This is a genomic window from Metabacillus sp. GQ13 (assembly GCF_059758525.1).
This window is the reverse complement of the sequence record NZ_JCAXET010000006.1, coordinates 44,881-62,862: the sequence shown is the minus strand read 5'-3', so window position 1 is coordinate 62,862 and position 17,982 is coordinate 44,881. Positions and strand designations below refer to the sequence as shown.

The 17,982-nt window shown below is 35.1% G+C and carries 15 protein-coding genes; 14 read left to right on the top strand and 1 reads right to left on the bottom strand.

Annotation, left to right across the window (positions count from 1 at the left end; genetic code table 11):
- The first annotated feature begins 228 nt into the window (after nucleotides 1-228).
- The 3 genes from AC6CHR_RS08915 (at nucleotide 229) to AC6CHR_RS08905 (ending at nucleotide 2,109) form a co-directional block, all read left to right on the top strand.
- Complete coding sequence (locus tag AC6CHR_RS08915; RefSeq protein ID WP_498248275.1) at nucleotides 229-747, top strand: YceD family protein; 519 nt, start codon at nucleotides 229-231, stop codon at nucleotides 745-747.
- A gap of 84 nt (nucleotides 748-831) precedes the next feature.
- Complete coding sequence (gene rpmF / locus AC6CHR_RS08910; RefSeq protein WP_498248274.1) at nucleotides 832-1,005, top strand: 50S ribosomal protein L32; 174 nt, start codon at nucleotides 832-834, stop codon at nucleotides 1,003-1,005.
- A 483-nt stretch (nucleotides 1,006-1,488) separates the two neighbouring features.
- Entirely contained in the window at nucleotides 1,489-2,109 is a 621-nt protein-coding gene (locus tag AC6CHR_RS08905; RefSeq protein ID WP_498248273.1) for an RsfA family transcriptional regulator, read from the top strand.
- A gap of 92 nt (nucleotides 2,110-2,201) precedes the next feature.
- Here AC6CHR_RS08905 and AC6CHR_RS08900 read toward each other — a convergent pair whose 3' ends face one another.
- Nucleotides 2,202-2,669: an N-acetyltransferase gene (locus AC6CHR_RS08900; RefSeq protein WP_498248272.1), complete on the bottom strand. Its 468-nt coding sequence runs from the start codon at nucleotides 2,667-2,669 to the stop codon at nucleotides 2,202-2,204.
- A 285-nt stretch (nucleotides 2,670-2,954) separates the two neighbouring features.
- Between AC6CHR_RS08900 and AC6CHR_RS08895 the strand changes: the two genes are divergently transcribed.
- The 11 genes from AC6CHR_RS08895 to murD all read left to right on the top strand — a co-directional run bounded on the left by AC6CHR_RS08895 (nucleotide 2,955) and on the right by murD (nucleotide 17,823).
- Entirely contained in the window at nucleotides 2,955-3,842 is an 888-nt protein-coding gene (locus AC6CHR_RS08895) for a 2-dehydropantoate 2-reductase (RefSeq protein WP_498248270.1), read from the top strand.
- A 10-nt stretch (nucleotides 3,843-3,852) separates the two neighbouring features.
- The gene (locus AC6CHR_RS08890) at nucleotides 3,853-4,245 is read left to right on the top strand and encodes a DUF3397 domain-containing protein (protein ID WP_498248269.1); all 393 of its coding nucleotides are present in this window, start codon (nucleotides 3,853-3,855) and stop codon (nucleotides 4,243-4,245) included.
- Nucleotides 4,246-4,606: 361 nt separating this feature from the next.
- Nucleotides 4,607-6,235, top strand: coding sequence for a bacillithiol biosynthesis cysteine-adding enzyme BshC (gene bshC / locus AC6CHR_RS08885; RefSeq protein WP_498248267.1), 1,629 nt, complete (start codon nucleotides 4,607-4,609; stop codon nucleotides 6,233-6,235).
- A 123-nt stretch (nucleotides 6,236-6,358) separates the two neighbouring features.
- Entirely contained in the window at nucleotides 6,359-6,790 is a 432-nt protein-coding gene (gene mraZ, locus AC6CHR_RS08880; protein ID WP_498248266.1) for a division/cell wall cluster transcriptional repressor MraZ, read from the top strand.
- Nucleotides 6,791-7,037: 247 nt separating this feature from the next.
- A complete protein-coding gene (gene rsmH, locus AC6CHR_RS08875) occupies nucleotides 7,038-7,970 on the top strand; it encodes a 16S rRNA (cytosine(1402)-N(4))-methyltransferase RsmH (RefSeq protein WP_498248265.1) in 933 nt (310 codons plus the stop codon).
- 158 nt (nucleotides 7,971-8,128) lie between these two features.
- The gene (ftsL, locus tag AC6CHR_RS08870) at nucleotides 8,129-8,494 is read left to right on the top strand and encodes a cell division protein FtsL (RefSeq protein ID WP_498248264.1); all 366 of its coding nucleotides are present in this window, start codon (nucleotides 8,129-8,131) and stop codon (nucleotides 8,492-8,494) included.
- 632 nt (nucleotides 8,495-9,126) lie between these two features.
- Nucleotides 9,127-11,292, top strand: coding sequence for a penicillin-binding protein (locus AC6CHR_RS08865; RefSeq protein ID WP_498248263.1), 2,166 nt, complete (start codon nucleotides 9,127-9,129; stop codon nucleotides 11,290-11,292).
- 204 nt (nucleotides 11,293-11,496) lie between these two features.
- Nucleotides 11,497-13,443 carry a stage V sporulation protein D gene (locus tag AC6CHR_RS08860; RefSeq protein ID WP_498248262.1) on the top strand — a complete coding sequence of 649 codons (1,947 nt, stop codon included), beginning with the start codon at nucleotides 11,497-11,499 and terminating at the stop codon, nucleotides 13,441-13,443.
- 347 nt (nucleotides 13,444-13,790) lie between these two features.
- Complete coding sequence (locus AC6CHR_RS08855) at nucleotides 13,791-15,248, top strand: UDP-N-acetylmuramoyl-L-alanyl-D-glutamate--2,6-diaminopimelate ligase (RefSeq protein WP_498248261.1); 1,458 nt, start codon at nucleotides 13,791-13,793, stop codon at nucleotides 15,246-15,248.
- A gap of 244 nt (nucleotides 15,249-15,492) precedes the next feature.
- Nucleotides 15,493-16,467, top strand: coding sequence for a phospho-N-acetylmuramoyl-pentapeptide-transferase (mraY, locus tag AC6CHR_RS08850; protein WP_498248260.1), 975 nt, complete (start codon nucleotides 15,493-15,495; stop codon nucleotides 16,465-16,467).
- The gene (gene murD / locus AC6CHR_RS08845; protein WP_498248258.1) at nucleotides 16,468-17,823 is read left to right on the top strand and encodes a UDP-N-acetylmuramoyl-L-alanine--D-glutamate ligase; all 1,356 of its coding nucleotides are present in this window, start codon (nucleotides 16,468-16,470) and stop codon (nucleotides 17,821-17,823) included. It abuts the gene before it with no gap.
- Nucleotides 17,824-17,982: the final 159 nt, after the last annotated feature.

Sequence of the window (17,982 nt, the reverse complement as noted above, 5' to 3'; positions counted from 1 at the left end):
ACTTTTTACTCTTAAAAACCATAATTCCTTAAAGGATTTATGACACTTAGAGTAATATTTAAACTAATTATCAAGAAATGCTTGCTTAAAGCTTTGATTATAAGTAAAATAGGACAAGCGATTTTGAAAAAAATTGTTTCTCATGTATACTGGTACTGTAAAGAAAAAATATTGACAAATATAATTGCGAAGGCTATAATTACCTTTGTTGCCTTGAGGTGATACACGTTGAAGTGGACAATTAATCAACTGAATCAATTGCAAAGCAAGGGATTGAATATTGAAGAAGAAATCGATTTAAGCGATCTAGTTACAAGTCATCCAGACATTCGTGATATTTCGAAAGTTCGCGTTAGTGGTAGAGCTGATCTTAGCTCAACAAAAGTAACGTTCCATCTATCTATTTCAGGTTCAATGGTTTTACCTTGTTCTCGAACATTAGTGGATGTTCAATATCCGTTTTCAATTGATACAACAGAAACATTTTTATTAAAACCAGCAGATTATGATACGGATGGGGATTTTCATCTTGCTGAAGGTGATATTGTTGATTTAACACCTATTATCAAAGAAATCCTTATATTAGAAATTCCGATGCAAGTATTCTGTGACGATGTTACAAATGTAGAAGGAGCTGCTCCTCAATCAGGTAAGGACTGGGAGGTTATTTCTGAAGAAGATCAGAATAACAAGATAGACCCTCGCTTGGAAGGATTAGCTAAATTCTTCGAAAATGACGAAAGCTAATAATTTTTAGCTTAAACACAGAAGAAGCCGGATTTTTACCGGATTCATTTAAACTATGCAATGCTCTTTAAGGAGGTGGGAATAATGGCTGTACCTTTTAGAAGAACTTCTAAAACAAGAAAAAGACTACGTCGTACACATTTTAAACTATCAGTACCTGGTATGGTAGAATGCCCAAGCTGCGGTGAAAGCAAACTTGCTCACCGTGTATGTAAAGCGTGTGGAACATACAAAGGCAGAGAAGTTGTAAGTAAATAATTTTTTAATTACAACTAAGGAAGCGTGAGAATCTATTTGATTCTCACGCTTTTTTTGGCTTATAAGAGTAGAAGTGTTTTATAATTGGTGTGGTATCTAGATCCAGAGACCGGTGCCATTATCCCTAAATCCAAATCAACATCGAATCAATCCGTTCACCTCTTCTTGTTTGCTTTTATCTCTTACGGAGTGTTTCTGTTCATACGGTAGCTATTCGGGCACTTGCGTTTTTGTAAGATAGAGAAATTGATTACGCTCTTTTTATAGCTAAGAGTTGATAAAGAAAGCTAATAATATGAAAAAGTGATTATCTTGATTAAATTGTGACGAATATTAGTATAGTATTGTTCATTTACCAGATATATCCATGGTGAGTTAGCTCATATTTCTTTTTTACAATCAGTAATAGACTTGTATTTAGTCTATCTATTCTATTAGTTGCATATGTATAGAAAAAAAGTGACTAATGGAGGGACTATAGAGATGACTACTACTCGACAAGATGCATGGACACAAGATGAGGATTTATTATTAGCTGAAGTTGTACTTAGGCATATTCGTGAGGGTGCAACACAGCTTGCTGCTTTTGAAGAGGTAGGAAGGAAATTATCAAGGACAGCAGCTGCTTGTGGTTTTAGATGGAATTCTCACGTCCGCAAGCAATATAAAACTGGAATTGAAGTTGCCAAAAAACAAAGAAAAGAACTTAGAACTCTTCCACAAGAGCAGGATGAAGAGCAGCTTAGAGAAGATCCTATTAATTTAGAAGATGACAGACAGTCAACAGTCCAATCTAAAAATACAATTAAAGATTTAATTTCTTTTCTTCAACAATATGAAGAGGCACCTTCAATGCAAGAGGTTCAACAGGAAAATAGGCATTTAACAGATAGAATTAATGAGTTGGAAGATAAAGTAGCTGAACTTCAACAAGAAAATGTAACACTAACAAATAATTTACAAGTAATTGAAGAGGACTATCATGCTTTAATTGAAATTATGGACCGTGCAAGAAAAATGGTTATACTCCAAGAGGATGAAAGAAGTAGAAAAGTAAAGTTTCAAATGGATAAAAACGGCAACTTGGAGCGAGTAGAAAAATAAATATAATGGGCTGACCTAAATCTTAGGTCAGCCCATTATATTTACCCTTTATTACCCTAAAAAAGTCAGCTATTTTTTTAGGGTATAACAAGTTAAGTTTGAACGCTTAGCCCAGCAGGATGCCAAATCAACGGATTTTCTCCTTTGTCACGCTCCATATCGTATTTCACCTGTTCAAACTTCATTTTCGACCAAAAATCTTGCGACTTAACCCGAGGATTTGTTTTGATTGGTAAATTGAAGGATTTTGCAAATTCTACGAGTGCCTGACCATAGCCTTTCCCTTGGTAAGTTGGTAAAACCTCTAATTTCCATAACTCCAAGTAATCTTGACTTGGACTAAAGTAGTGATCGAATTTTTTATTAACACGGTAGAGACTCATTCGCGCTACCAACTTGTCACCATAATATATCCCATAAAAAGGTGAATCACTATCGTCTTCAATTATGTTTGACTGGAGATCTTCAAGCATTGACAGCTCCTGAATCCCATATTCTTTAAATTTCTTGAATTCCTCTAATGTTTTATAATTAATTAACAATCTTTCAACCTTTAACACCGATATTCCCCCTTGATGCTAATAAATTAATTTCTAATTAACTTGTTTAATCGATAGATATAAGTCGTTGCATTAAAAATATTATATCATGGTAAATGGATTTGATGGAATTAAAAAGATTAATCGCTTTCAAATCTTTGAGAAACTATTCCAAGCTCTTTTTTGAAAAGTCAGACAAAAGTATAGTAAAATTGACTCCTTTTTTGTTATGATGAAGCTAAAAATATCCAATTATCATAGTTGTAAAGAAAAAAGAGATAAATTAAGGTAGAAAGTAGGTGGAATATGGATATAGGAATTATTGGAGCTGGTTCATTAGGCCTTCTTTATAGCTATTACTTATCCAAAAGAAATACAATTACACTTTACACAAATCATAAGCAACAATCAGAAGAAATAAATTCAAAGGGAATATCAGTGTTAAAAAATGGAATCTGTTCAAATGTTGGGCTGTTTGCAAGTCATTCCAGAACGTATCATGAACCTCTACTTATCGTGACAGTAAAACAATATGATCTGAATGCAGTTATCTCTGAATTAGTTAATCTTACTTCTAGGACAATCTTATTTTTACAAAATGGAATGGGACATTTGCCTTGTTTGAACAGATTAACATCGCACAACATTATACTAGGTATTGTAGAGCATGGAGCTTGTCGAATTAATAAACATTCTGTTGAACATACAGGAGTTGGCCAAACTAAAATCGCCTATTATAGGCGAAGTAATAATGGGATAAAGGTAATTGAATACCTGTTAGCAGAGCATAATCCTAATTTTCCTTTCGATTTAAAGGAGGATTGGAAAATAGTACTCAGTGAAAAGCTGGTTGTTAATGCAACAATAAATCCACTTACTGCTATTTTGCAGGTGAAAAATGGTGCCTTACTAGATAATCCTCATTTTTATTCATTATTCAAGAATATATTTAAAGAAATTATCCAAGTACTGGAGTTAATGGAGTATGAAGAATCGTTATGGACGCATACCCAAGGAATATGTAAAAACACAGCTCAAAATGAGTCCTCTATGTATAGAGATATTGTGTTAAGGAAGCAAACAGAAATTGATGCGATCTTAGGATATCTAATTCATCAAGCGAGTGAGAATAAAACAGATATTCCGCTAATTACATTTTTGTATCATACGATTAAAGGGATTGAGGCAAAGTAGGGGGAGCATAATGATAGATATAGTAAAATGGGTCATTTCAATAGCATTTGCTCTACCAGTAGTTAGTTTGGTATGTTTATTTTTTATTGTAAGGTTAGTTGTCAAAAATAAACGGAAAGCTATTCTAAGGACAATAGATTTATCCACTTTTTTCTTTATTGTTTCAGTACACTTTCATCTAGTATCTATTTTTGAGCAATCATATTTTAGTTATATTATTCTTGGCCTAGCAGGATTAATGTGTATTGTTTATTATATTGAGAATAAAAAAACAAAGCAACCTACTCTAAAAAAAGTATCAAAAAGGGTATGGAGATTTTCATTTTTATTCTTTTTTATCAGTTATATCGTGCTAACGATTTACGGGATAACTTCAGGAGTGATAGAAAACTTATTTATATAATTTTTTTATAGCTTCTTTTACAATCGAAAAGTAAAACGTGATGTGAAATTCGTGGATTTCTCATTTTTTACGAGCAAAGTTTTTTTGTTTCATACGTATAAATGCTATACTCATCCTTGGCATCGTTTAACTAAATGGATAAATAATTCTGTATTTATTAGCATCGTAGTCAATCATAAGTACTGTTAGGATCCTTTTTAAGTTTGTTGCCCACAGAACAACAGGCTACTTATCAATAAATTTAATCTAATTAAGCGAATAGAACACAATACAGCATTTGTGTATGAACCCTTTGGACGAAAATAACAAACTTTGCAATAAAGCTTTTTTATGACTTAAATCTAGAAAGGAAGTTACATATATGGAGATTTTAGAACTCTCCCTTCATTCTTCTAATCAATTTATGAATGATTTTGTAGACCGAAAATTAAATGTTGAATCATTCTTTGACTATAATGTTCATTCAAAAGAGGTTTTTCAATCAAGAGCAGCTGATTTAAAAAAACGTTCCTTTCAGCGGGAAGAGATGTCTACATATCTAAAGCAATATGCAAAACGTTTTTCTGATAATTATCATGAGTCATTAAAAAATATTGAGAGATTAAAGCACCCAGATAGTGTAGTAGTCATAGGTGGCCAACAGGCAGGACTTTTAACGGGGCCTCTGTATACGATACATAAAATCGTTTCAATTCTTGTTTTAGCAAGACAGCAAGAACAAGAATTGTGCATACCTGTAATTCCTGTTTTTTGGATTGCGGGTGAGGATCATGATTTTGTAGAGATTAATCATATTTTTGCAGCGAAAGACAACGTTCCAAAAAAAATTGCTATAAAGGATTCTCCACTTAAAAAGCAATCAGTCTCCGACCATCCTTTAAATCAAGCAAAAACCTTAGCATGGATTGAACAGGTTTTTGAGACTTTTGGAGAAACGAATTATACAAATCAATTATTAGATCATTTATCAAACGCTGTACATAAATCTTCTACATATGTTGAATTTTTTGAATATGTAGTACTAAACCTATTTCGGAATGAAGGACTTGTTCTCATTAATTCAGGGGACCCTGAACTTCGAAAACTTGAAAAGTCTTGTTTCCGATCTATTGTCAATCATAATAGTAGTCTATATGATTCGGTCATTTCTCAACAAACGAAAATGCGTAATGAAAACTATCGTCCAATTATTGAGATGCCTGAAAATAGTGCCAATCTTTTTTATCATCATAATGGAGAGCGGTTTCTTCTTGAAAGGAAAAACAACGACGAATTTGTGATAGATGAAATAGGATTAACTTTATCTATATCTGAACTACATGATTTAATCGAATTAAATCCACAGAAACTGAGTAATAATGTGGTAACTAGACCGCTTATGCAAGAATTTTTATTTCCAACATTGGCATTTATCGCTGGACCAGGTGAGGTTACCTATTGGGGAGAGTTGAAGCAGGTGTTTTCTCTTATGGAATTGAAAATGCCCCCTGTATTACCTAGACTGACAATTACATTATTAGAGCGATCGATTAATCGAAATATAGATGAAGCAGATATAGCCTTAGAGGATGTTTTACATAACGGCGTAGAAAAATCAATTGAAACGTTTTTACAATCAGTATCACCAATTGATCTAGATCCACTAATTGAAGATGCAAAGAATCAAGTAGCTGACATACATGATGGCTTAATTAAAGCAGCTTTAAAGATTGATCCTAGTTTAGAGCCAATGTTAAAAAAGAACGGCAAATTTATTCAAGAACATTTAGACTTTTTTAATCACAGTGTAAATAAGCATAAATTGCAACAACATGAATCACAACTTGCAAAGTATAAAGCAATTGAATTATCCTTAATTCCTAATTTACATCCGCAAGAGAGAATATGGAATATTTATTACTATTTAAATAAATTCGGACCGGAATTTGTAGGAGAACTGCTAAATCTGTCATATTCCTTTAATGAAAAACATAAAATTGTCAAAATTTAAATAAAACTTTTTTAAAATCCTGTTAATACAGGGTTTTTTTTTTGTGAAAAGAACTGTAAAATGAGAAGTGGAGATAAGTGGGGGGAAGTGGTGATAAAAGAGTAGAGAGTGGGGGCAACGAGCATGTTTATGGGAGAATACCATCACACCATTGATTTAAAAGGCAGAATGATTGTCCCATCTAAATTTAGAGACGGACTAGGAGAAGCCTTTGTACTTACTCGAGGTCTAGATCAATGCTTGTTTGGATATCCGATGAGTGAATGGAATGTAATCGAAGAAAAACTCAAAGCTCTCCCGTTAACAAAGAAAGACGCTCGTGCATTTACCCGTTTCTTCTTTTCCGGTGCGACCGAATGTGAATTAGACAAACAAGGTCGTGTCAATATCGCCACACCATTACTGCAATATGCAAAACTAGAAAAAGAATGTGTTGTTATCGGCGTTTCAAATCGAATTGAGTTATGGAGCAAGTCCAATTGGGAAAGTTATGTTGCTGAACAGGAAGATTCTTTTGAAGAAATTGCTGAAAATATGATCGATTTTGATATATAATCTTCACTTAAGTAAGAAAAGCGCAAGCATTCGTTCAGCTATTATTGGAAATGGAGCACTCAGTATGAGGCAAAGGAGACACGAAGAGTATTTCCTTTCGGTGTAGGCTAATCTTTTGGAGTGTACTAGTCGCTGACCAGTAATCAAATACTGAATTTTTTAAAATTCCTGTTTAACAGCAAAAAATAAGTAGTAATGGACAAGCTAAAATAAATTAATTTGATAATTTGAAAAGGTGGTACAACTAATGTTTGAACATACAACGGTATTATTGAAAGAAACAGTCGAAGGACTGCAAGTTAAAGAAGATGGTATATATGTGGATTGCACTTTAGGTGGAGCGGGACATAGTAGCTATCTACTTTCTAAATTATCAAAAAAGGGTCATCTCTATGCGTTTGATCAAGACGATATTGCTTTAGCAAGTGCAAAGGAAAAATTATCGGCTTATGAGGGACAAGTGACATTTATTAAGAGTAACTTTCGTTTCTTAGCAGAAAAGCTTGCAGAGCATGGAGTAGAAAAGGTAGATGGTATCATATTTGATCTTGGTGTGTCTTCACCACAATTGGATACGCCTGAACGGGGATTTAGCTATCATCATGATGCACCACTTGATATGAGAATGGACCAGCAATCAGAAGTTTCAGCTTATGATGTTATAAATCATTGGTCGTTTGAAGACTTAGTTCGAACTTTTTATAGGTACGGTGAAGAGAAATTCTCAAAACAAATTGCAAGAAAGATAGAAGCACATCGAGAAAAGGAACCTATTCAGACAACCGGTGAATTAGTAGAAATTATTAAAGAGGGAATACCTGCTCCAGCTCGGCGAAAAGGTGGCCATCCAGCAAAACGAATTTTTCAAGCAATCCGTATTGCAGTAAATGATGAATTAAAAGTCTTCGAAGAAGCAATTGCCCAATCAATTGAACTACTGAAACCAATGGGAAGAGTTAGTGTTATTACCTTCCACTCTTTGGAAGATCGAATTTGTAAATCTGCTTTCAAAGAAGCTGCTACACCATTAGAGCTTCCTCGTAATATGCCATTTTTACCTGAAGGTTATGAACCAATAGTAAATATTATTACTAGAAAGCCTATTGTTCCATCAGAAAATGAATTAGAAGAAAATAACCGGGCGCGGTCAGCAAAGTTAAGAATAGCTGAGAAAATATAAATATTAAAAAGCGTCTTGTACAGCGTAAGATAAGTCAGTTTGTAGCAGCACAAGTATATAAATGTAATTCAATGTTACTACATCTTAGAGTGATCAGAGCTGGCTATCAAGCGTTAATCAGTTCATGAGTTATTGTGAATATAAAGGAGGTTACATTTATGGACAATTTAGCGATGAGATTAGAACAACAAAGACAGGAACAACATCAACAACAAACAATGCCTGTACAAGAACCAATTATTATCAAAAGAAGAGCGTCGATCACGCTTGGTGAAAAAATACTAAACGTATTATTAATATCTCTTTTAGTTGTAGGAGCCGTTAATATAATTGCAAAGAGCTACAGCGTATATCATGCAAATATAAAGATTCAAAAAACAGAAGCTAAAATTGAAGAACAAATTAAGCTTAATAGTGACCTCCATGTACAAGTTGAAGAATTAAGTACATACGACCGCATCTGGGATAAGGCTAAAGAGCTCGGATTAACATTAGATCAAAACAATGTGAAAAGTGTTAAATAAGAACAAAAGCGGAAGCGCCTGGAACAGCCCCGACAAGCATAAGACGCTGATGAAATGAAGGTGACCTTTCCTTCAATTCATCAGCGGTTTATGACCTCGAGGGGCTAGGCGGTGGAGCTAGATGTCGAACAAAAGCGGAAGCGCCTGGAACAGCCCCGACAAGCATAAGACGCTGATGAAATAAAGGTGACCTTTCCTTCAATTTATCAGTTGCTTATGACCTAGAAAAAGTGATTTTCCTTTTTCTACGAGGGGGTTGAGTAGGATGTTGAAGCATAATACACACTGTACTAGAATTTTATAAATTTTTGGTATAGTAAAAAATATATAAAGAAGCTGAGCTACGCTAAATTAGTACGTGTAGCCAGCTTTTTTTTATCCTAAGATTGTTTATCGTGATATAATGATTAAAGTCTTTTGTAAATTGAACAATCTTGCTGAGATTCTTTTATTCTTTGTTAGGAACCCCATTTGCAGGTATTTTACCTAAAGTGTTTATTACATTCATTTCAAAAAACGTGCTAAGGGATAGAGCATTAAATCTACAGTTCTTACTGTTAAAACAGTTAGCTTTACAGGTATGGAAAAAAGTAAGTGGCCCTGTCCCTTACCTTCAATAAAGGAGGCCCTTTATGAAATTAACACCAAAAAATAGTAATATGAACAGAGGAGCGGCAATACTATCACTAATTATCACATTGTTCTTCTTTATCATTTTTATTCGTTTCTTTTATATCCAAGCAACAGGGACTGTCCATGGAGAGGCTCTTGCTTCTAAAGCTGAACAGCTATATAAAAGTCAACGAATAATTGAAGCAGAGCGAGGTTCAATATTAGATCGCAAAGGTGAAGTGATTGCTGAGGATAAAGCTTCCTATAAGCTTGTGGCAATACTGGATGATGAAATTACAACTGACCCTGATAACCCGCAGCATGTTGTCCAGGTTCGGGCAACGGCAGAAAAACTGGCACCATTAATAAATATGGAAGTAAACAAAGTCGTAGAAATTTTATCAAAAGAATCTTATCAGGTAGAATTTGGTTCTGCAGGACGGGACATTAGTCATACTCTAAAAGAGGAAATTGCAAAACTAGAACTCCCTGGGATAACCTTTATAAGGGATACTCAGAGGTTCTACCCCAACGGGCTATTTGCCTCTCACCTTATTGGTTACGCACAAAAACAAGAAGATGACGGTGAAACCGTCGGGATGATGGGGCTTGAAAAAACGCTAGAAAAGTATTTACATGAAGAAGATGGCGTTATAAAGTTTGAAAAGGACTCTTACAATTGGAAGCTCCCTAATAGTGATGATGAAATTATAGCTCCACAGAACGGCAATGATGTTTATTTAACAATCGACCAAAAAATTCAAACCTTCTTAGAAGACGCTATGAATCAAGTAGTCGATGAATTCACTCCGGAAAAAGTGATTGGAGTTGTAGCTGATCCGAAAACAGGAAAGATTTTGGCAATGGGTCAGCGTCCAAGTTTTGATCCTAATTTAAGGAATATTACGTCTTATAATAATGATGTGATTTCCTATGCGTATGAACCAGGATCAACAATGAAAATTTTCACACTAGCAGCAGCAATTGAAGAAGGTGTTTACAATGGCAATGCAACGTTTAAGTCAGGTTCTTATTCAGTTGAAGGAAAAGATATCTTTGACCATAATGGATCAGGCTGGGGTGAAATCACTTATGATGAAGGAGTTCAACGGTCTTCTAACGTAGCATTTTCTTACATCACAGATAAACTGTTAGGCACTGATCGATTGTACCAATACTTAAACTCATTTGGATTAACCTCAAAAACAGGCATTGATCTTCCGAATGAAGTGAATAGCAATATAAACTACGAATTCCATCGTGATAAAGTGTCAACATCGTTTGGACAAGCATCTGCTGTAACGCCAATTCAACAAGTGCAAGCAGCAACAGCGATAGCAAACAATGGAAAAATGATGAAACCATATATTATTGAAAAAATCGTTGATAAGGATAAAGACACTATTGTAAAAGATACGAAACCATCAGTTGTTGGCCAGCCAATTTCTGAGAAGACCTCGAAAGAAGTCTTAAATCTATTGGAAACAGTTGTAAGCTCTGAAAAGGGTACAGGCAAACCGTTTCGAATTGAAGGTTATCAAGTTGCAGGGAAGACTGGAACAGCTCAAATCTATTCAACAGAAGGTGGATACCTCAGCGGAAATGATAATCACATCTTTTCTTTCTTAGGAATGGCACCAAAAGATGATCCTGAATTGATTGTCTACGTGGCAGTACAAAAGCCAAAACTAGAAGGTAAAGCAGGATCGGTCCCAGTTTCAATGATCTTTAATACAGTTATGAAAAATAGTTTACAGTATATGAAAATTACTCCATCAGAAGATGAAAGTGCGAGTGATATTAAAGTCGCAAAAGAAGAACTAAAGCTACCAAACCTTATAAATATGAACACTTCTGAGGCAACAAAACAGATAGAAGTATTGGGATTAAAGCCAATTGTCTTAGGAAGCGGCCAAAAGATAATCTCCCAAAATCCAGAAGCAAATTCAGCGGTTATCCTAAATGAGAAGGTCATGCTACAAGTTTCTGAACAGGTGAAAATGCCAAATATGTCTGGATGGTCTAAGCGAGATGTGATGAGATTTGGAAAGTTATTAGATTTAACGGTTAAGCCTGAAGGTTCAGGTTATGTTGTGAAACAAAGTATAACAAAGAATAGTGTTGTAAAAAAAGGCGATGTTTTAACTGTAACGTTAAAGGCATCTGAGAAAGTTGAAAAGGAATAGATGAGGTTTGTGGACTGATCATAGGAGATCAGTCTCTTTTACGCGAGTAAATGTAGCTTAAGAATGTGATATAAGTATCAAGCATAACGTAAAGAAAGTCTGTTTTTTTCGTTATAACACAACATAATCCCCCTGATAAATTGTTCTATTCTGCTTTGTACAAGCATAAATATGAACGAGCCTAGACAAGGGGGAAAGAATCAAATGCGAGTATCAAATGTGACTGTTAGGAAGCGGCTTGTATTAACCTTACTATTCGGTTTTATAATATTTTTAGTGATTGATATACGTCTAGGGTATGTTCAATTTTTTCTTGGTTCAAATTTAACATCTGGTGCAAAGGATTTATGGAGCAGGAATATTCCGTTCGAGCCAGAGCGTGGTGAGATCTTAGATCGTAACGGTGTTAAACTTGCAACGAATATGAGTGCACCTACTATATATGTTGTTCCAAGGCAAATTGAAAATCCTGCAGAAACCGCTAAACAACTTGCAGCTGTTTTAAATATGACGGAGGAAAAGGCGTATAAACATATCACAAAAAAGGAATCGATCGTTTGGATTAATCCTGAAGGTAGAAAAGTATCACATGAAAAGGCAAATGAAGTGAGAGATTTGAAAATAAGTGGTGTATACATAGCTGAGGATTCAAAACGCTATTACCCATTTGGTAGTTATTTATCACATGTCCTTGGCTTTGCTGGAATTGATAATCAGGGTCTCTTAGGACTAGAATCTTATTATGATAAGTATTTAAAAGGGGAAAAAGGCTACGTGAAATTCTTCTCGGATGCTAAAGGACAAAGAATGCCAGATGAGGCTGATGACTACACAGCACCTGTGGATGGAAAAAATTTAAAACTAACGATTGATTCACGTGTGCAGACAATTATAGAGCGAGAATTAGATAATGTACAAGCAACCTATAATCCAGATGGAATTATTGCGATTGCAATGAACCCTAATAATGGAGAAATTTTAGCAATGTCAAGTCGACCTGATTTTGATCCTGCTAATTTCCAGGAAGTAGACCCTTTAGTATATAACCGTAATCTTCCGGTTTGGAGTTCGTATGAGCCTGGTTCAACTTTTAAAATAATTACGTTAGCTGCTGCACTTGAAGAGGAGAAGGTTAATTTAGAGAAAGATACATTTAATGACTCTGGGTCTGTTGAAGTAGATGGAGCAAGGTTACGGTGTTGGAAGCGAGGCGGACATGGACATCAAACTTTTTTAGAGGTTGTCCAAAATTCCTGTAACCCAGGATTTGTTGAGCTTGGTCAAAGATTAGGCGAAGATACGTTGTTCAAATACATCAAAGATTTCGGATTTGGGCAGAAAACAGGTATTGATTTACAAGGAGAAGCTAGAGGGATTTTATTTAATCCGGAAAAGGTGGGTCCGGTTGAACTAGCAACAACTGCGTTTGGTCAGGGGGTATCCGTCACACCTATTCAACAAGTAGCAGCCGTTTCAGCTGCTGTTAATGGAGGGGTCTTATATACTCCATACATTGCGAAAGAATGGGTAGACCCAGTCTCGAATGAAGTGATTAGCAGGCGAACCCCTGAGGCGAAAAAACGGGTTATCTCTGAGGAGACATCAAAAGAGGTTCGGTATGCGCTTGAGAGTGTTGTAGCACTTGGAACGGGACGTAATGCATATGTAGATGGATACCGTGTTGGAGGAAAAACAGGAACTGCTCAAAAAGTTAAAGATGGAAAGTATATGGAAAATAACCACATTGTTTCATTTATTGGTTTCGCACCTGCAGATGACCCGCAAATCGTCGTTTATGTGGCAGTTGACAACCCAAAAGGAACAATACAATTTGGTGGTACTGTTGCAGCTCCAATAGTGGGTAATATTATAGGCGATGTATTACCGGAACTAGGAGTAGATCCGAGAAAAAATCAAATCGAAAAAGAATATAGATGGCTGGACACAAAATTAGTTGATGTACCGAATGTTTTAGGGTTAACCAAACAAGAGCTAGCTGAACAATTTGTAAATTTGAAGCTAGATGTAGCAGGTGAAGGAGATGTCGTTGTGCAGCAATCCCCAAGTGTTGGTGTGAAAGTTAAAGAAGGTTCTACGGTAAGAGTATATTTAGGCGATAACGATAAAAAGAAAAAAGAAGCACCAGAATAACTAGAATAAGCATGACATTGTTTCTTTACACGATGTCACGCTTCTTTCTGTTGAATAATCATCTTCAACTGTCCAAATTATTGAACATATAACAAGGGAATAGTTTTTTGTAAAGAAAACGAAACGAATGATGGCTCTTTTTTTCTAAGTAAGATAAAATAAGTACGGAGAACCTAAGACCTATACAAAATGTATTCGAAGACAGGCATTTTAATAGATCTAAAATGGTGTTACTAATTCGCTGTATTAGTAGATACTTGTTAACATACACATTTTTATGATGAAAAAAGAAACCAAAAAGCCAGGAAACTTTATAAAAGTTAGAAAGTAAGAAAGTAGGAAGAAAAATGAAACTAAATGAGTTGCTTACATACTTGCAAATCGACGAATTGAAAGAAAATCCTAGGGTGACTTCAATTGAAATGGACTCTAGAGAAGTGAAAACAGGAAGCTTATTTATATGTGTGACTGGATATACAGTAGATGGTCACGATTTTGTAGATACTGCAATTAAAAAAGGTGCGGTGGCTATTCTCGCTGAAAAGCCATTAGATGTCAATATCCCTGTGATCGTTGTGAACGATACAAAGAGAGCCATGGCGATACTAGCTGATATTTTCTATGGACAACCGACACATCAATTACATCTTATTGGTGTCACTGGTACAAATGGAAAAACAACAACAACACATATAATTGAAAAAATCTTGAACCAGGCCGAATATAAAACAGGTATGATTGGTACTATGTACATAAAAATTGCAGAAGAGATTAAAGAAGTGAAAAATACCACTCCTGATAGTTTAACTCTCCAAAGAACTTTTGGTGAAATGAGAGAAAAGGATGTTTCACATGCTGTTATGGAGGTTTCTTCACATGGTCTTCATCTTGGGAGAATTCATGGGTGTGATTTTAATGTGGCAGTATTCACCAACTTATCACAAGATCATCTTGATTATCATAAAACAATGGAATCTTATAAATTTGCAAAAGGACTTCTATTTGCACAATTGGGTAACCGTTTTGACCATGATACCATCAAAATAGCAGTATTAAATCAAGATGAAGAAGCCTCAGAAGAGTTTAAAAAAATGACTGCAGCAACTATATTAACTTATGGCATTGATCACACAGCTGATGTAATGGCGAAAAGTATTACCATGACTTCTAGAGGAACTTCATTTATGTTAGTTACACCTGTTGGTACAAAACATGTGACGATAAAGATGGTAGGGAAATTTAGCGTCTATAATATGTTAGCAGCCATATCTGCATGTCTTGCATCAAAAGTAGACTTAGAAACAATCATAAATGCCATAGAAAAGATGGAGGGTGTTAAAGGTCGTTTTGAACTTGTTGATGGCGGTCAGGAGTACACAGTGATTGTGGACTATGCCCATACCCCTGATAGTCTTGAGAACGTCCTGCAAACAATTAAACAGTTCTCAGAATCCAAAATCTTTTGTGTTGTTGGTTGTGGTGGTGACAGAGATAAGTCGAAAAGACCATTAATGGCTAAGATCGCTTCAACGTATAGTGATGAGCCAATTTTTACATCTGATAACCCTAGAAGTGAAGATCCGAATATGATTCTTGCTGATATGGAAGTAGGCGTATCTGGGGAACATTATCATCTTATTGCAAACCGTGAAAAAGCAATCACCTTTGCAATTGAACATGCAAAAAAAGGGGATATCATCTTAATAGCAGGGAAAGGTCATGAGACATACCAGATAATTGACAATGATATACTCAGTTTTGATGACAAAGAGGTCGCTTTAAAGGCGATGAGAGTGAGAAATTAATTACAGGTGCGATACATTAAATGACCGTTTAAGAACTTAATCTATTTTGAAAAAGGATAAAATTTTTTTGTGGTTTTGTCCATTTTATAACATAGAATAGGTAACAAAGGATAGAAAGAGAAGTTGATAAAATGACTAAAATTAGAATGAAAAAACATAATAGAAAAGTTAACACATATGATATTCTCGTAATAAACATGCAAAGGATCTTGAAAGAAGAGAATAATGGGGGGAGGGAGTATATATGTTAGAACAAGTCATTTTACTAACACTTGTGATGGGATTCTTAATTAGTGTATTACTATCTCCAATCATTATTCCTTTTCTTAGGAGATTGAAGTTTGGTCAAAGCATAAGAGAAGAAGGTCCACAATCACATCAAAAAAAATCCGGAACTCCAACTATGGGTGGAGTCTTGATCATATTATCAATTATCATCACCACAGTCGTAATGACAGGAAAATTTTCCCAGTTGAGTGTTGAAATGTATTTATTACTTTTTGTAACGATTGGTTATGGACTATTAGGCTTTTTGGATGACTTTATTAAGGTGGTCATGAAAAGAAATCTTGGTTTAACATCAAGACAAAAGTTACTTGGTCAAATCATAATTGCCGTAATATTTTATATTGTCTATACTCAATATGGCTTTTCAACAGAGATAGGGATTCCTGGAACAAACCTATCATTTGACCTAGGTTGGGGATATGTTGTTTTAGTTATCTTTATGCTTGTAGGTGGTTCGAATGCGGTTAACTTAACTGATGGTTTAGATGGACTATTATCTGGAACAGCTGCGATTGCATTTGGCGCATTTGCAGTATTAGCGTGGTATCAATCTCAATACGATGTTGCGATATTTTCAGTGGCTGTAGTAGGTGCAGTTTTAGGATTTTTAGTGTTCAACGCACATCCAGCAAAAGTTTTTATGGGTGATACTGGATCATTAGCACTTGGGGGAGCAGTTGTCACAATCGCTATTTTAACAAAGCTTGAAATATTACTTGTGTTAATCGGTGGAGTATTTGTCATTGAGACATTATCTGTTATCATTCAAGTTATTTCATTTAAAACAACAGGTAAAAGAGTATTTAAAATGAGTCCACTTCATCATCATTACGAGCTAGTCGGATGGTCAGAATGGCGAGTGGTTGTTACCTTCTGGACAATTGGTCTTGTTTTTGCAGTACTTGGAATCTATATCGAGGTGTGGTTGTAAGTGAAAAAGATTTGTGAATATTTACATAAAAAGGTATTGGTAATCGGATTAGCCAAAAGTGGCTTAGCAGCTGCGAAATTATTAAAACAACTTGGAGCGAATGTAACAGTTAATGACCTAAAGGCATCAGACAAGGATGCGGCTGTCCGTGAGCTCCAAGAACTTGGGATAAAAGTAGTTTGTGGTGACCATCCACTCTCTTTAATCAAGGATCAGTCTGTTAATATCGTAGTAAAAAACCCAGGAATTCCTTACTCTAATCCAATTATTGATTATGCTGTTCAGCAAAATATCCCAGTCATAACAGAAGTTGAACTTGCTTATAAAATTTCTGAAGCAGATATTATCGGAATCACAGGTTCAAATGGAAAAACAACAACGACAACATTAATTTATGAAATGTTAAAATTAGATGGGAAAAAGCCATTAATTGCCGGTAATATAGGGACAGTGGCTTGTGAGGTAGTAAAAGATGCCACGAGTGAAAATGTAATAGTAATGGAATTATCATCTTTTCAGCTACTAGGTACAATCGAGTTTAAACCTGCAATAGCAATCTTTTTAAACATTTTTGATGCACATTTGGATTATCATGGTACGAAAGATGAATATGTTTTTGCAAAGGGTAAAATTTATGGGAATCAAACACAATCAGATATTTCGATCATAAATTTTGATGACCAAGAGGTTTGTGAAAGCTCAGAGAAATCCCGAGCAGAAAAACTTTTTTTCTCTACAAAAACAGAGATCGAAAGTGGAGCCTATCTGAAAGATGATTGTATTTGGTTTAAACAAGAAAAAATTATTCAACTTAAGGATATTGTTTTACCAGGTTCTCACAATTATGAAAATATATTAGCAGCTATCTCTGCCGTTAAAATTAGAGGAGTATCAAATGAATCGATCATTACAGTACTTACTTCATTCAAGGGTGTAAAGCATAGATTACAGTTTGTTGATTCGGTCGAAAACCGTCGTTTTTATAATGATTCAAAGGCAACAAATATTTTAGCTACTAGTAAAGCTCTTCAATCTTTTACGCATCCAACAATATTGCTTGCTGGAGGCTTGGATCGTGGTAATGAATTTGATGAACTTAAACCTTATTTAAAGTATGTAAAAGCAATGATTTTATTTGGTGAATCTGCTCCCAAATTAGAAAGAATTGCATTTGAATATGGAATAGAAGTGATCAAACGTGTCGATAATGTGGAACAAGCGGTTTATTCGGCATTTGAACTTTCGGAAAAAGGCGACGTTATTTTATTATCTCCAGCTTGTGCGAGTTGGGATCAATTTAAAACTTTTGAGGAAAGAGGAGACATGTTTATTCATGCCGTGCATAAGCTTAAGTAAGGGCTTGTACGATCATAATACAGACTAAACAAGGCGCTTGAACCTTATTCTAGCTGTATACGATATTACAACATCATTCTTATACTGTAGAGTAGCGCTTGATCAGCTCAAAGCACTCATCATTCAATGAAAATGCTTGATGGAGCAAAGCAAGACGCT

Excerpts from the sequence above, each read along its gene's own strand:
- rpmF (WP_498248274.1), top strand. The coding sequence starts at position 832 with ATGGCTGTACCTTTTAGAAGAACTTCTAAAACAAGAAAAAGACTACGT.
- AC6CHR_RS08905 (WP_498248273.1), top strand. The coding sequence starts at position 1,489 with ATGACTACTACTCGACAAGATGCATGGACACAAGATGAGGATTTATTA.
- AC6CHR_RS08895 (WP_498248270.1), top strand. The coding sequence starts at position 2,955 with ATGGATATAGGAATTATTGGAGCTGGTTCATTAGGCCTTCTTTATAGC.
- AC6CHR_RS08890 (WP_498248269.1), top strand. The coding sequence starts at position 3,853 with ATGATAGATATAGTAAAATGGGTCATTTCAATAGCATTTGCTCTACCA.
- bshC (WP_498248267.1), top strand. The coding sequence starts at position 4,607 with ATGGAGATTTTAGAACTCTCCCTTCATTCTTCTAATCAATTTATGAAT.
- mraZ (WP_498248266.1), top strand. The coding sequence starts at position 6,359 with ATGTTTATGGGAGAATACCATCACACCATTGATTTAAAAGGCAGAATG.
- rsmH (WP_498248265.1), top strand. The coding sequence starts at position 7,038 with ATGTTTGAACATACAACGGTATTATTGAAAGAAACAGTCGAAGGACTG.
- ftsL (WP_498248264.1), top strand. The coding sequence starts at position 8,129 with ATGGACAATTTAGCGATGAGATTAGAACAACAAAGACAGGAACAACAT.
- AC6CHR_RS08865 (WP_498248263.1), top strand. The coding sequence starts at position 9,127 with ATGAAATTAACACCAAAAAATAGTAATATGAACAGAGGAGCGGCAATA.
- AC6CHR_RS08860 (WP_498248262.1), top strand. The coding sequence starts at position 11,497 with ATGCGAGTATCAAATGTGACTGTTAGGAAGCGGCTTGTATTAACCTTA.
- AC6CHR_RS08855 (WP_498248261.1), top strand. The coding sequence starts at position 13,791 with ATGAAACTAAATGAGTTGCTTACATACTTGCAAATCGACGAATTGAAA.
- mraY (WP_498248260.1), top strand. The coding sequence starts at position 15,493 with ATGTTAGAACAAGTCATTTTACTAACACTTGTGATGGGATTCTTAATT.